Below are 13,615 nucleotides of genomic sequence, written 5' to 3' on the forward strand. Positions count from 1 at the left end.
GTATGGATACGCTCTGCAGCCGGATGCTGCTTTTTCTTGGCCTCGCGCCGTTCATGACGCTGGCCGCCACGCCCCCGCCGACTCATCAATTCACCCTGGAAAACGGTTTGCAGGTACTGGTGCGCGAGGATCACCGTGCGCCGCTGGTCACTTCGCATTTGTGGTTCAAGGTCGGCTCGGCAGACGAGGCGCCGGGGCAAGCCGGGCTATCGCACGTTCTTGAACACATGCTCTACAAAGGCAGCCGCAAGACCTGCGCCGGTGAGGCTTCGCGTCTTTTGGAGTCCCTGGGTGCCGAAGAAAATGCCTTCACCGCCGAGGACGTCACCGGCTACTACCAGACCTTGTCGCCGCGCTATCTGGGCGTGGTTTTCGAGCTGATGGCCGACCTGATGACGACTGCTGATTTGCACGTCGACGACCTGAAAACCGAACTGGCAGTCATTCGCGAAGAGCGCCAGCTGCGCATCGACGACGATGTCGACGCCGCTGTGCTGGAACACTTCACCAGCCAGGCGCATGTCGCCAACAGCTATCGCACGCCAGTCATCGGCTGGATGCACGACCTGCAGCACGTGGACGCCGAGGAACTTCGCCATTGGTATCAAAGCCGTTACGCGCCGGGCAACGCCGTACTGGTGATCGTCGGCGATGTCACGCTCGCACACGTGCAGCCGCTGGCCGAGCGCTATTTTGGCGCGCTCGCAAATCGTCCCGTGCCGCGCCTGTTACGGCCCGTGGAGCTGAAAGTGCCGGGCGAACGCAGACTGACCTTGCAGCGCAATGTCCCAGCAGAGCGGTTGCTGATGGCTTTCAATCTGCCCGGACTGGCCACGGCCAAAGACCTGCACACCGTGCACGCCCTGCGCCTGATCAACGCGATACTCGGCGGCACACATGGCGCGCGCCTGCAAAAGAAACTGATTTTCACCGACCGCGTGCTCAATCGTGTCGACACTCACTACGACGAACGCACGCGCGGCGACAGCCTGCTGCTGTTGACTGCCGAGCTGGCCGATCCGCCGCTGACCGATCTTGAAGGTGCGCAAGCGCGGGTGTGGGAGCAGATCGAAAGGTTGCGCACCACACCACCGTCGGCGGAAGAGCTTGAGCGGGCACGCACGCAACTGATTGCGCAGCAGGTGTATGCCCGCGATTCGATTCAGGAACAGGCGCGTCAGCTGGCCAGGTTCCAGGCCATCGGCTTGCCTTGGCGAATACTCGATGAAGATGCCGCTGCATTGGCGAAAGTGACGCCGCAACAGATCCGCGAAGTGGCCGCCACGTGGCTGATACCCGAGCGTCTCAGCGTTGCCCAAGTGCGCAAGGTGGACGTCCGATGAGCAGGTCCTCAAGGCGCACGGGGTTGGTCCTGATGTGGCTGTCGGCTGCGGCGGCTTGCGCTGATGGTCAGCCTGAACAAGCGCGGACATCGCGCCTGCAATCGCTCAGCGAAGTCCAAGCGCTGGAAATCAAGCCGCGCGCATTGCAGATCAGGGGCTGGAAAACCCTGACCGGCACCAAGGTGCTGTTCGTGCGCACGAGCGATCTGCCGATGTTCGATATTCACGTCAGCTTCGCCGCAGGCAGCGCCCGCGACGGTAGCCTGCCGGGCCTGGCTGCCACGACCTTTTCCATGCTCAATGAAGGTATCCCCGGCAAGGATTTGTCCGCCATCGTCGAAACCTTCGACGGGCTCGGCGCGCAATGGGAAATGGATATCGATCACGACCGCGCCGTGTTCTCCCTGCGCAGCCTCAGCGATCCGGCCAAGCGCCTACCGGCGATGGATCTGTTGACGCGAATATTCAGCGAGCCATCGCTCAGCGCCCAGCGCCTGCCGCCAGTGAAAGACGAACTGCGCGCAGCGCTCATCGCAGAGCAAGGCGACGCCGCGGGTCTGGCCTCGCAGAGCATCAAGGCACTGCTTGCGCCGGACAGCCCGTACAGCCTTCCGGTCTATGGCACGCAATGGGGCCTCAATGCCGTGACCCGGGCCGCCGTGGAGGATTTCCATCGCCGCTATTACGCTGCCCGACATGCGCAAATCACCCTGGTCGGCGACCTCACTCTGGACCAGGCACAAGCGATCAGCCTGCAGATCAGCAATGCCCTGCCCAAGCCTCCTGACGCGCTGGTGTCTTCAGCAATAGCAACACCCGGAAACGTCCAGTCCAGTCACCTGGAACTGAATCAACTGCAGACCCACATTGCCTTTGCCCAAATCAGCGTGCCGCGACGACATGCCGATCACACCGCCTTGTACGCCGCCAGTCAGATTCTCGCCGGAGGCAGCAACAGTCGGTTGATGAATGAACTGCGGCACAAGCGCGGACAGGTTTATGACGTGTATGGCGCCAGCGTCAATTGGGCTGGTGGCGCCGGGTTGCTGACCGTCACCTTGCAGACCGGTAGCTCCATGAGCGACAGCACCGTCGCTTTGGTGCGCTCGATGCTCAATGATTTTCTTCGGCAAGGGCCGACCGCCCCGGAACTCGAGCACCTCAAGCGCAGGCTGGCCAACAGAAATGTGCTCACCAGCGCCAGCAACCGGCACATTCTGGCCAGACTCGTGGAGATCAACCGCTACGACTTGCCGCTCGATCTGGATTACACAATGCAACAAGTGCAGAGGCTGACGGTGGACGACATCAAACTCGCTATGAACCGTCACTTGTCTGTTGATCGCTGGGTGTCGGTTACGGTCGGCCCCAGTGTCGAGCAACAGCCACTGCCTGGACCGGAGGTTGCGCCGATCGGTCAGGCTGAAGAGGACATGTGTCGCGCCGACCCGGGCTTTGTGGCAAGTTAGGCGCTTTCGTTGAGAAGCGACAGCCCGCCCTGTGCGCCGGTCGCTTTACGCAAGACCTGTCGAGATTTGCCGTGCAATCACCGTCCCCGCTTCCCGCCTCGCGTTTCGTTCCGGCCTTCGGCCTCGGCAATCCGCATCTGCAAACCCTGTGGGGTCCGCTGTGGCGCAAGACCGTGCACATCGAGCGCGAACGCGAACGCCTGTGGCTCGAGGACGGCGACTTCCTCGACCTCGACTGGCACGGCCCGCACAGCGCCGAGGCGCCGTTGGTACTGGTGCTGCACGGTTTGACCGGCTCATCCAATTCGCCCTATGTGGCGGGCATTCAAAAGGCCTTGGCCGAGCAGGGCTGGGCCAGCGTCGCGCTGAACTGGCGCGGTTGTTCCGGCGAGCCGAATCTGTTGCCGCGCAGCTACCACTCCGGCGCCAGCGAAGACCTTGCCGAAGCCATCCAGCATCTGCGCGCGAAACGACCGTTGGCGCCGTTGTACGCGGTCGGTTATTCGCTGGGCGGTAATGTGCTGCTCAAGCATCTCGGTGAAACCGGCAGCAACAGCGGTGTGCTCGGCGCGGTGGCGGTGTCGGTACCGTTCAGGCTCGACCAATGCGCAGACCGGATTGGCCAGGGATTTTCGCGGGTTTACCAGGCGCATTTCATGCGCGAAATGGTCGCCTACATCAAGAACAAGCAGCGCCAGTTCCAGCATGACGGACGCGAAGACGGCCTGGCGAAACTGGCCGCGCTCGGCTCGCTGGAAAACATGCGTACGTTCTGGGATTTCGACGGCCGGGTCACCGCGCCGCTGCATGGTTTCACCGATGCCGAGGATTACTACCGCCGCGCCTCGAGCCGCTACTACCTCGGCGAGATCCGCACGCCGACGCTGATCATTCAGGCAGCGGATGATCCGTTCGTATTTCCCCACAGCCTGCCGCAAGCCGATGAGTTGTCAGCCTGCACCCAGTTCGAATTGCAGGCGCGTGGCGGTCATGTCGGCTTCGTCGACGGCTCGTTTCGCCGGCCCGGGTATTACCTGGAGCGGCGCATACCACAATGGCTGGCCGCACTCGGTCAATGAACGCCGCATGGCCCTTGCAGGAGTGAGCCTGCTCGCGATGGCGGTGTGTCAGTCTGGAAATTCAATGCCTGACAGGACGCCTTCGCGAGCAGGCTCGCTCCCACAGGGATTTGTGTCGGCATGAAAATGCATGGCACAACCTGGTTCAATGTGGGAGCGAGCCTGCTCGCGAATGCGGTGGGTCAGGTGGCATTTAACTCACTGACACACCGCCATCGCGAGCAGGCTCACTCCTACAGAGAGATCGCTGTGTTTATTCGCCCGTGGCAATGCCGCGCGACGGTTCGTTGATCCACTCGCTCCACGATCCGGCATACAACGCCCCCAGCGGATAACCGGCCAGGCACAGTGCAAACAGGTTATGGCACGCTGTCACCCCGGAGCCGCAGTAGGCGACCAGTTCCGACGGTGAGCGATCACCCAGCTTCGCCGCAAAGCGCTGCTTGAGCTGCTCCGCCGGCAAAAAACGTCCGTCACTGCCGAGGTTGTCGGTGAACGCCGCGCACTGCGCGCCGGGAATATGCCCAGCCACCGGATCGATCGGTTCCACTTCGCCCTTGAAGCGCGGCAAGGCGCGGGCGTCGAGCAGGGTCAGGGTTGGCTGGCCGAGGCGCTGCTGCAATTGCTCGGCGCTGAGCAACAGGCTCATGTCCGGCTGGCCACTGAAGTTACCCGGCGTCACGCTCGGCGGATCCAGGCTCAGCGGCAGGCCGGCGGCGTGCCAGGCTTTGAGCCCGCCATCGAGAATGAATACGCCGTCGCGCTTGCCCAGCCATGCCAGCAACCACCACGCCCGCGCCGCGTATGCACCCGGGCCGTCATCATACAAAACCACATCGCTGTCGTTGCTGATGCCCCAGGCTTGCAGGCGTTCGATCAGCGCCGCCGGCTCGGGCAACGGATGACGCCCGGTCACACCCTTCTCGACTTTGCCGCTTAGATCCCGTTCCAGATCGGCGAAACTCGCTCCGGCAATGTGCCCTTCGGCGTAGCTGCGCTGGCCGTAATCCGGATCCTCGAGGGCGAAACGACAATCGAGAATCACCAGCCCCGGCTGCTCTTTGCGAGCGTCCAAAGCTTGTGGGCTGATCAACTGTGCAATCGACATAACGGGCTCCTGTGGAATTCGGCTGAACGGTTTATTTCACGTCTTCAAGGGCCTGCGCCAGTGGCACGTAGAACTCGTCGAACAATGCGTTGACTTCATCCCGCGCCTGATCGGTAACAAACCCTGCTTCCAGCACCAGCACCTGATACACGCCACGCTTCACGGCCTGTTCGCTGAGGTGGTTGGAGTTTTCCCGGGTGGTGCACAGAAAACGCACCCACGAGGTCAGGATGATCCACGCATTGAGGGTCAGCGATTCGATCTGCACACGGTCCATTTTCAGGATGCCGGCGGCGACGAAGCCTTCGTAGATCGCTGCGCCCTGGATCACGCAGCGCTGGGAAAAGCGCCGATAGCGCGCGGCCAGTTCCGCATCGCTGTCGAGCAGATGCTCGAGGTCACGATGCAGGAAACGGTAGCGCCACATGGCCGAGAGCAGTTCCTTGAGATAGAAACGCTTGTCCTCGACGGTCGCCGGGCGACCCTGAGGCGGACGCAAAAAGCTGTCCACCAGGGCTTCGTACTCACTGAACAACACGGCGATGATCGCCTGCTTGTTGGGGAAGTGGTAGTACAGGTTGCCCGGAGAAATCTCCATGTGCGCGGCGATGTGGTTGGTGCTGACGCTGCGCTCGCCCTGCTGATTGAACAGCTCCAGGCTGTTCTGAACGATGCGCTCGCTGGTTTTTATTCGTGGGGCCATGGCTTGAGCTTTAATTCAGAGTGCGTAGACGGCGCATCTTACGACCTAACCGGAAATGGATAAAACCTTGCCGTGCACGGAAGTCGTTTGACTTTCTAGAGCTTAGACTCTAAAAAGTGCCCATTACAATAAAATCCGGAGCCCGCGATGACTGCCGACATTGCCTACCTGCAAACCCTGCAACAGCCTCTTGAAACCCTCGATCGGCAGTTCCAGGCGCAACGGGCTGCATATGCCGCCAACCCGATGCCGCCGGCCGCGCAACGTCAGCAATGGCTCAAGGCTTTGCGCGATCTGCTCAGCGCTGAGCGGCAGGCATTGATCGAGGCGATCAGCGCCGATTTCAGTCACCGCAGCGCCGACGAAACCCTGCTCGCCGAACTGATGCCGAGCCTGCACGGCATTCACTACGCCAGCTGTCACCTGAAAAAATGGATGAAGCCGTCGCGGCGCAAGGTCAGCGTGGCGTTCCAGCCTGCTTCGGCAAAGGTGGTTTACCAGCCGCTGGGCGTGGTCGGTGTAATCGTGCCGTGGAACTACCCGCTGTATCTGGCCGTAGGGCCGATGGCCGGCGCCCTGGCGGCGGGCAATCGGGTGATGCTCAAGCTCAGCGAATCGACCCCGGCCACCGGCCTGTTGCTCAAAGAGCTGCTCGCGCGGATCTTTCCCGAAGACCTGGTTTGCGTGGTGCTGGGTGAGGCAGATATCGGCGTAGCGTTCTCGCGTCTGCCGTTCGATCACCTGCTGTTCACCGGTTCCACCAGCGTCGGCAAACACGTTATGCGCGCTGCAGCGGAAAACCTCACGCCGGTCACCCTGGAACTGGGCGGCAAGTCGCCGGCCATCGTCTCCACAGACGTACCGCTCAAGGACGCCGCCGAACGCATCGCCTTCGGCAAGACCCTCAACGCCGGGCAGACCTGCGTCGCGCCCGACTATGTGCTGGTGCCGGAAGACCGCGTCGGCGCCTTCGTCGAGGCCTACCGTCAGGCTGTGAAAGGCTTCTACCCGACCCTGGCCGACAACGCCGACTACACCGCGATCATCAACGAACGCCAGATGGCCCGACTGAACGGTTACGTCAGCGACGCGACCAGCAAGGGCGCGCTGCTGATCCCACTGTTCGAACAAGGCCAGGGCCGGCGCATGCCGCACAGCGTGCTGCTCAATGTCAGCGATGAGATGACGGTGATGCAGGACGAAATCTTCGGCCCATTGCTGCCAATCGTGCCTTATCGCGATCTGGAGCAGGCATTCGCTTACATCAATCAGCGGCCTCGTCCTCTGGCTCTTTACTACTTTGGCTACGACAAACGCGAACAGCATCGCGTACTGCACGAGACCCATTCCGGCGGCGTATGCCTGAACGACACCTTGTTGCATGTCGCTCAGGACGATATGCCCTTCGGTGGCATCGGCCCCTCGGGCATGGGCCATTACCACGGCCACGAAGGTTTCCTGACCTTCAGCAAGGCCAAGGGCGTGCTGATCAAACAGCGCTTCAACGCGGCCCGGCTTATCTACCCGCCCTACGGCACATCGATTCAGAAACTGATTCAGAAGCTGTTCATTCGCTAAACGTTCGTCGACGCCGGGTAATAAAAACAATGCACCCAAGCCTGACCGAAACACCTGCCCTGTCGCGCCGTAGCCTGCTGAAATTCAGCCTCGGCGCCAGCGCGTTTCTCGCCACCGCCGGCCTTGGCGCCAGCCTCACTGGCTGCTCGTCGAGCGTCAGCGCCAACGGCTTTGTCGTTTTGCGCGACGGCGATCTGCTGTTCCTGCGCGCGCTGATCCCGGTGATGCTCGACGGCGCCGTTGCCACCGGGGAAATGCCCGCGGCGGTCGACGGCACGCTGAAGTCGCTGGACTACAGCCTTGATCACGTGTCGCCGGAAATGCTCAAGCTCACTCGGCAACTCTTCGATGTGCTCGGCATGGCCGTGACCCGTGGCCCGCTCACCGGTATCTGGGGCAGTTGGGAAAACGCCAGCCCTGAGGCGATGCGGCATTTCCTTGATCGCTGGGAGAACAGCTCACTGAGCTTGTTGCGCATGGGCCATAGCTCGTTGCAGCAGATGGTGATGATGGCCTGGTACACCCGCGCCGAGTCCTGGGCGCATTGCGGTTATCCCGGTCCGCCGAAGGTCTGAAACCAGGGCGCGGCCTTCGCGAGCAGGCTCGCTCCCACATTTGAAATGCATCCCCCTGTGGGAGCGAGCCTGCTCGCGAAGGGGCCTGCTGCATCACCTCAGCATCCAGAATAATAAAGAGAACCTGACCGATGCCCGTACCCGATCCCTTCCGCGAAGGCCTCGCCCGAGGCTGGAAAACCTACAACGGCGCGCAATTGAGCGACGACCTCACCCTCGAAGCCGACGTCGCCATCATCGGCAGCGGCGCCGGCGGCGGTACCACAGCGGAAATCCTCAGCGCGGCCGGCTACAAAGTCCTGCTGATCGAAGAAGGCCCGCTGAAGACCAGCTCGGATTTCAAACTGCTCGAAGACGAGGCCTATAGCAGCCTCTACCAGGAAGGCATCGGGCGCATGAGCAAGGACGGCGCGATCACTATCCTGCAGGGCCGCGCGGTCGGCGGTACGACGCTGATCAACTGGACCTCGAGCTTCCGCACGCCCGAGCCGACCCTCGAACACTGGGCCAGCGAGCACAACGTCACAGGCCATAGCCCGGCAGAGATGGCGCCGTGGTTCGAAAAAATGGAGCAGCGCCTCGGGGTCGCGCCGTGGATGGTGCCACCCAACGCCAATAACGACGTGATCCGCAAAGGCTGCGAGCAACTCGGCTACAGCTGGCACGTGATCCCGCGCAACGTGCGCGGCTGCTGGAATTTGGGCTATTGCGGCATGGGCTGCCCGAGCAACGCCAAGCAATCGATGATGGTCACGACCATCCCGGCGACGCTGGAAAAGGGCGGCGAGCTGCTGTATCTGGCGCGGGTGGAGAAACTGCTGATCAGTGGCGACAAGGTTACCGGGCTGCATTGCGTGGCGATGGACGAACGCTGCGTCGAGCCGACCGGGCGCAGCATCACCGTCAAGGCGCGGCATTATGTGCTGGCCGGCGGCGGCATCAACAGCCCGGCGCTGTTGCTGCGCTCCGACGCACCGGATCCGCATGAGCGCGTGGGCAAGCGTACTTTTCTGCATCCGGTGAACATGTCCGCCGCGCGTTTCGCCGAGGTGGTCAATCCGTTTTACGGCGCGCCGCAGTCGATCTATTCCGACCATTTTCAGTGGAAGGACGGCACCACCGGGCCGATGGCTTTCAAACTCGAAGTGCCGCCGCTGCACCCGGCGCTGGCGGCCACGCTGCTGGGTGGTTTCGGCCGGGAGAACGCCCGGCACATGGCCGACCTGCCGCACACCCACGCAATGCTGGCGCTGCTGCGCGATGGCTTCCACCCGGACAGCAGCGGTGGCTCGGTGGAGCTGCGCGGCGACGGCTCGCCGGTGCTCGACTATCAGGTTTCGCAGTACGCCTGGGACGGTTTGCGCCGGGCCTTTCACGTCATGGCCGAAATCCAGTTCGCCGGCGGCGCGCAATCGGTCATGCCGATGCACGCCGACGGTCGCTATGTGAAGACACTGGCTGAGGCGCGCTCGCTGATCGACGGGTTGAGCCTGGAGCTGTACCGCACGCGACTGGGCAGTGCCCACGTGATGGGTGGTTGTGCGATGGGTGAAGATCCGAAAAGCGCGGTCGCCGACAGCCTCGGTCGCCATCATCAACTGCGCAATCTGTCGATTCACGACGGCTCGCTGTTCCCCACCAGCATCGGCGTCAACCCGCAGTTGTCGGTGTATGGCCTGACCGCGCAACTGGCGACAGCCTTGGCTGATCGGCTGAAAAATCCATGAAAAAGCAGAATATTCCTATCGTCTATAGTGCTTTCTTACCCAACAGGCGACTTGGCCGACCGGGAAGGCTGCGATACCATCCGACTCCCCAACGGACTCCCGCCAGGACGACGCGATGAACCGAGTGTTGTACCCAGGTACCTTCGACCCTATTACCAAGGGCCATGGCGATCTGGTCGAACGCGCCTCGCGCCTGTTCGATCACGTGATCATTGCGGTCGCCGCCAGCCCGAAAAAGAACCCGCTGTTCCCACTGGAACAACGGGTCGAACTGGCTCGCGAGGTCACCAAACACCTGCCGAACGTGGAAGTGGTCGGTTTCTCGACGCTGCTCGCGCATTTCGCCAAAGAGCAGAACGCCAATGTGTTCCTGCGTGGTCTGCGTGCGGTGTCGGACTTCGAATACGAATTCCAGCTGGCCAACATGAACCGCCAACTGGCACCGGATGTGGAGAGCCTGTTTCTCACGCCGTCGGAGCGTTATTCGTTCATTTCCTCGACGCTGGTGCGGGAGATTGCCGCGCTGGGCGGCGATATCAGCAAGTTCGTCCACCCGGCCGTGGCCGACGCGCTGACCCTGCGCTTCAAGAAGTAGGAACTGCCGAAGGCTCGGGCTGCGATCAGACGATCTTTGCTTTTAAAGATTGCAGTCTCGTGCCCTTGATCGCCCCCGCGTGCACTGCGAGCGCCAATGCGGCACAATTGCGCGCATTGATTTATAGCGCCCGGGCCTGCCGCCCCGGCTGGAGTTAGCATGTCCCTGATCATCACCGACGATTGCATCAACTGCGACGTCTGCGAACCCGAGTGCCCGAACGCCGCCATTTCCCAAGGCGAAGAGATCTACGTGATCGACCCGAACCTGTGCACCCAGTGCGTCGGCCACTACGACGAGCCGCAGTGCCAGCAGGTCTGCCCGGTGGATTGCATTCCACTGGACGAAGCCCATCCGGAGACTGAAGAACAGTTGATGGAGAAGTACCGCAAGATTACCGGCAAGGCCTGATCTCTTCAGTGCCCGTCCGGCCCTCTTCGCGAGCAGGCTCGCTCCCACATTTGCAATGCATTCTCCTGTGGGAGCGAGCCTGCTCGCGAATGGGCCATCAGCCACACCCCTGAAACCCGATCAGCTCACTCGCGCTGCTCGAACCCCTCCCCCGTACACCCCAGACACCGCACAAACGCTGCTTTCGCCGGGTCTACCACCAGCGCCTGACCGGCATCGCCAACACCGCCGCCGAGCGCGGTAAACGGCAACGACACCACAAACGCTCCCGCACCGATCACCGTTGCCACCACCAGCAAAGGTCGGGCAATCAGCAGGTCGCCGAGCATGGCGTAGGCCGGGGGATTCTGGATGGTGTATCGCGGGTCACCGCTGCCGTTTTCCGAGGCCTGAGCAGCCAGACTGGAACACAGCAGCAGCGTGACGAAGAAGACTTGCAGGAGTTTCATGGCACGATCCTTCGGGCTGAGCAGTGAGACTTCTCACTATAGACCCAAGGATTTTTCAGGTCTGGCAGCGCGGACAAAACACGCTGGCGCGCTGGCCGAGCTTAACTTCGCGCAATCCGGTGCCGCAGACCTTGCAGTGCTGCCCTCCCCGGCCGTAGACAAACAGTTCCTGCTGGAAATAGCCGGGCTGACCGTCGCCGCCAATGAAATCGCGCAATGTCGTGCCGCCACGCTCGATGGCGGCGGCGAGGATGCGTTTGATCTCGATCGCCAGTTTCAAGTAACGCCCGCGGGAAATGCTTCCGGCTTCGCGGCGCGGGTCGATGCCGGCGGCGAACAGCGCTTCGGTCGCATAGATATTGCCCACCCCGACCACCACCGCGTTGTCCATGATGAACGGCTTGACCGCCATCGAGCGCCCGCGTGACAGCTTGAACAATCTTTCGCCATCGAACAGATCGGTCAGCGGCTCCGGTCCGAGGCGAATCAGCAGTTCGTGATTGAGCGGGTCGTTGCTCCACAGCATCGCGCCGAACCGTCGCGGGTCGGTGTAGCGCAGGGCCAGACCCGATTCCAGTTCGATGTCGACGTGCTCGTGCTTCAACGCCGGCAACCCGGCCTCGACCAGACGCAGATTGCCCGACATGCCCAGATGGCTGATCAGTGTGCCGATCTCGGCGTTGATCAACAGGTACTTGGCGCGCCGCTCCACCAGCACGATGCGCTGCCCGGACAGGCGCACATCGAGGTCTTCGGGGATCGGCCAGCGCAGGCGCCGGTCGCGGACGATGACGCGGCTGACACGCTGGCCTTCCAGGTGCGGGGCGATCCCGCGACGGGTGGTTTCGACTTCCGGCAGTTCAGGCATGGTGTCCTCGGATCAATGCGCGCCGAGGTCGCGAATCGTTTGTTTGAGTGTTTCGAAGTCGTAGTCCGACAGACCGACGTAATCGAGCACCAACGGGCCGACCGCGTTCCACTCGAAATCTTCGGTCTGGTTGCCCAGCACGCGATAAGAGGCGCAGATGTGCTCGGCCATTTTCAGAATCGCCAGCAAATTTTTCAGCTGGCTGTTCTTCGACGATTCGTCGCTGAAAATCGCCAGCGCGTTGTGGTGGTTGGCGATGGCGGCGCTGACATGCTCCGGCAGGCGCCAGGACTTGGCAGTGTAGTAACCGACCACGGCGTGATTGGTGTTGAACACACGGTTTTCCGTATCGACCACACGGCATTCCGGGCTGGCGCTGGCATAGGCCTCTTCCAGTACGGTCATGTAGTTGGGGAAACGCTGCAGCATCAACGGTACGCCGCAATCGTGGAACAGCCCTAACGCATAGGCTTCGTCACCGGCCTGGGTGCCGATGCGCTTGGCCAGGGTCAGGCAGGTCATCGCCACGTCCTGCGCGGTGTCCCAGAAACGGTTGAGGGTGACGATGGTGTCGTCGTTCATCTCGCCCTTGATCGACTGCGCGTTGATCAGGTTGATGATCGAGCGGCTGCCCAACAGGTTCACCGCACGCTGGATCGAGGTGATCTTGTTGCTCAGGCCGTAATACGGCGAGTTGACGATTTTCAGCAGCGCGCCGGACAGGCCGGGATCCTGGGAGATCAGCTTGGCGATCACCTCCAGGTCCGGGTCGGGCATGTACTGCTCCATTTGCAGATCCACCATGATCTGCGGTTGCGCCGGCACACTGATGCCTTGCAGCGATTGTTGAATCTGTTCGGTGGTCAGCTCTTGGGACATAAGTACACACTCCGGGGCAGGCGGCGATTCTAACCGCTGAAACGGCAGGGCGACACACCGATGGGCACATCGTCGGAACTTTCATCTGTGCCCAGGCTTCGGAATCTGTAGGGCGCATCGGACCTCAACGGTCCGCTGCGAAGGCAAAATCTCCACAGACTCAGGAGCTTACCGATGGCAACTTCCCTCAATGGCAAACGCGTCGCTATTTTGGTTACCGATGGTTTCGAACAGGTCGAAATGACAGGCCCCAAGGATGCTCTGGAGCAGGCCGGCGTGCAGGTCGATATCCTTTCCGCCGAGGCTGGCACGGTGAAAGGCTGGAACCATGACAAACCGGCCGACGACTTCCCCGTCAGCAACACTTTCCAGGCTGTGAGCGTCGATCAATACGATGCCGTGCTGCTGCCGGGCGGTGTGCAGAATTCCGACACCATCCGTATCGATCAGGATGCCCAGCATCTGGTCAAGACTGCCGCTTCGGCGGGCAAGCCGATTGCCGTGATCTGTCATGGCAGCTGGCTGCTGATTTCCGCAGGGCTGGTCAATGGCAAGACCATGACCAGCTACAAAACGGTCAAGGACGATCTGGTCAATGCCGGGGTCAACTGGGTCGATCAGGAGGTGGTCAAGGACGGCAACCTGATCAGCAGCCGCCAGCCGGATGATGTGCCGGCGTTCAGTCAGGCCCTGATTGACGCACTGGCTGCATAAGAGCTGAAATCGCTTTCGCGAGCAGGCTCGCTCCCACAGGTGAATGCATTCCAAGTGTGGGAGCGAACCTGCTCGCGAAGGCATCATCAGCGTTTCATCGCATCCTCAGCCCTGCGC

Annotated in this window: 14 protein-coding genes; 9 read left to right on the top strand and 5 right to left on the bottom strand. The window is 61.8% G+C overall.

What is annotated here, in order from left to right; translation table 11 throughout:
- Positions 1-2 precede the first annotated feature (2 nt).
- From AB4N85_RS20025 to AB4N85_RS20035, 3 genes are all read left to right on the top strand, one after another.
- On the top strand, positions 3-1,343 hold the full coding sequence (locus AB4N85_RS20025; RefSeq protein WP_252868424.1) for a M16 family metallopeptidase: 1,341 nt from the start codon (positions 3-5) through the stop codon (positions 1,341-1,343).
- On the top strand, positions 1,340-2,812 hold the full coding sequence (locus AB4N85_RS20030) for a M16 family metallopeptidase (protein WP_252868425.1): 1,473 nt from the start codon (positions 1,340-1,342) through the stop codon (positions 2,810-2,812). The genes AB4N85_RS20025 and AB4N85_RS20030 overlap by 4 nt, the downstream gene beginning before the upstream one ends.
- 71 nt (positions 2,813-2,883) lie before the next feature.
- Complete coding sequence (locus tag AB4N85_RS20035; RefSeq protein WP_236167722.1) at positions 2,884-3,891, top strand: hydrolase; 1,008 nt, start codon at positions 2,884-2,886, stop codon at positions 3,889-3,891.
- A gap of 253 nt (positions 3,892-4,144) precedes the next feature.
- Here the strand turns inward: AB4N85_RS20035 and AB4N85_RS20040 are convergent, their stop codons facing one another.
- Positions 4,145-4,999 (bottom strand): sulfurtransferase, encoded by an 855-nt coding sequence (locus AB4N85_RS20040; RefSeq protein ID WP_073471025.1) that lies wholly within the window; start codon positions 4,997-4,999, stop codon positions 4,145-4,147.
- A 31-nt stretch (positions 5,000-5,030) separates the two neighbouring features.
- A complete protein-coding gene (locus AB4N85_RS20045; protein ID WP_016772708.1) occupies positions 5,031-5,702 on the bottom strand; it encodes a TetR/AcrR family transcriptional regulator in 672 nt (223 codons plus the stop codon).
- 147 nt (positions 5,703-5,849) lie between these two features.
- Between AB4N85_RS20045 and AB4N85_RS20050 the strand changes: the two genes are divergently transcribed.
- The 5 genes from AB4N85_RS20050 (at position 5,850) to AB4N85_RS20070 (ending at position 10,588) form a co-directional block, all read left to right on the top strand.
- Entirely contained in the window at positions 5,850-7,280 is a 1,431-nt protein-coding gene (locus tag AB4N85_RS20050) for a coniferyl aldehyde dehydrogenase (protein WP_252868426.1), read from the top strand.
- Between the two features lie 29 nt (positions 7,281-7,309).
- Positions 7,310-7,855 carry a twin-arginine translocation pathway signal protein gene (locus tag AB4N85_RS20055; protein WP_460065614.1) on the top strand — a complete coding sequence of 182 codons (546 nt, stop codon included), beginning with the start codon at positions 7,310-7,312 and terminating at the stop codon, positions 7,853-7,855.
- A gap of 131 nt (positions 7,856-7,986) precedes the next feature.
- Positions 7,987-9,582, top strand: a complete 1,596-nt coding sequence (locus AB4N85_RS20060; protein ID WP_460065617.1) for a GMC family oxidoreductase — start codon at positions 7,987-7,989, stop codon at positions 9,580-9,582.
- 115 nt (positions 9,583-9,697) lie between these two features.
- Positions 9,698-10,177, top strand: a complete 480-nt coding sequence (gene coaD / locus AB4N85_RS20065; protein WP_003229157.1) for a pantetheine-phosphate adenylyltransferase — start codon at positions 9,698-9,700, stop codon at positions 10,175-10,177.
- A 159-nt stretch (positions 10,178-10,336) separates the two neighbouring features.
- Entirely contained in the window at positions 10,337-10,588 is a 252-nt protein-coding gene (locus AB4N85_RS20070) for a YfhL family 4Fe-4S dicluster ferredoxin (RefSeq protein ID WP_003195146.1), read from the top strand.
- 125 nt (positions 10,589-10,713) lie between these two features.
- On the opposite strand, the gene AB4N85_RS20075 is transcribed toward AB4N85_RS20070, so the two are convergent.
- From AB4N85_RS20075 to AB4N85_RS20085, 3 genes are read right to left on the bottom strand one after another with little or no spacing between them, the layout of a single operon-like run.
- Positions 10,714-11,037 carry a multidrug transporter gene (locus tag AB4N85_RS20075; RefSeq protein ID WP_252868429.1) on the bottom strand — a complete coding sequence of 108 codons (324 nt, stop codon included), beginning with the start codon at positions 11,035-11,037 and terminating at the stop codon, positions 10,714-10,716.
- Positions 11,038-11,092: 55 nt separating this feature from the next.
- Positions 11,093-11,905, bottom strand: coding sequence for a bifunctional DNA-formamidopyrimidine glycosylase/DNA-(apurinic or apyrimidinic site) lyase (gene mutM / locus AB4N85_RS20080; protein ID WP_150743578.1), 813 nt, complete (start codon positions 11,903-11,905; stop codon positions 11,093-11,095).
- Positions 11,906-11,917: 12 nt separating this feature from the next.
- The gene (locus AB4N85_RS20085; protein ID WP_164558347.1) at positions 11,918-12,730 is read right to left on the bottom strand and encodes an HDOD domain-containing protein; all 813 of its coding nucleotides are present in this window, start codon (positions 12,728-12,730) and stop codon (positions 11,918-11,920) included.
- A 228-nt stretch (positions 12,731-12,958) separates the two neighbouring features.
- Between AB4N85_RS20085 and AB4N85_RS20090 the strand changes: the two genes are divergently transcribed.
- Complete coding sequence (locus tag AB4N85_RS20090; RefSeq protein WP_016772701.1) at positions 12,959-13,498, top strand: type 1 glutamine amidotransferase domain-containing protein; 540 nt, start codon at positions 12,959-12,961, stop codon at positions 13,496-13,498.
- The last annotated feature ends 117 nt before the right edge of the window (positions 13,499-13,615 follow it).

Source organism: Pseudomonas sp. H1_G08 (genome assembly GCF_054681355.1).

Coding starts and splice junctions, on each gene's coding strand:
- AB4N85_RS20090 (WP_016772701.1), top strand. CDS start 12,959: ATGGCAACTTCCCTCAATGGCAAACGCGTCGCTATTTTGGTTACCGAT.
- mutM (WP_150743578.1), bottom strand. CDS start 11,905: ATGCCTGAACTGCCGGAAGTCGAAACCACCCGTCGCGGGATCGCCCCG.
- AB4N85_RS20050 (WP_252868426.1), top strand. CDS start 5,850: ATGACTGCCGACATTGCCTACCTGCAAACCCTGCAACAGCCTCTTGAA.
- AB4N85_RS20025 (WP_252868424.1), top strand. CDS start 3: ATGGATACGCTCTGCAGCCGGATGCTGCTTTTTCTTGGCCTCGCGCCG.
- AB4N85_RS20070 (WP_003195146.1), top strand. CDS start 10,337: ATGTCCCTGATCATCACCGACGATTGCATCAACTGCGACGTCTGCGAA.
- AB4N85_RS20055 (WP_460065614.1), top strand. CDS start 7,310: ATGCACCCAAGCCTGACCGAAACACCTGCCCTGTCGCGCCGTAGCCTG.
- AB4N85_RS20060 (WP_460065617.1), top strand. CDS start 7,987: ATGCCCGTACCCGATCCCTTCCGCGAAGGCCTCGCCCGAGGCTGGAAA.
- AB4N85_RS20030 (WP_252868425.1), top strand. CDS start 1,340: ATGAGCAGGTCCTCAAGGCGCACGGGGTTGGTCCTGATGTGGCTGTCG.
- AB4N85_RS20045 (WP_016772708.1), bottom strand. CDS start 5,702: ATGGCCCCACGAATAAAAACCAGCGAGCGCATCGTTCAGAACAGCCTG.
- AB4N85_RS20075 (WP_252868429.1), bottom strand. CDS start 11,037: ATGAAACTCCTGCAAGTCTTCTTCGTCACGCTGCTGCTGTGTTCCAGT.
- AB4N85_RS20040 (WP_073471025.1), bottom strand. CDS start 4,999: ATGTCGATTGCACAGTTGATCAGCCCACAAGCTTTGGACGCTCGCAAA.
- coaD (WP_003229157.1), top strand. CDS start 9,698: ATGAACCGAGTGTTGTACCCAGGTACCTTCGACCCTATTACCAAGGGC.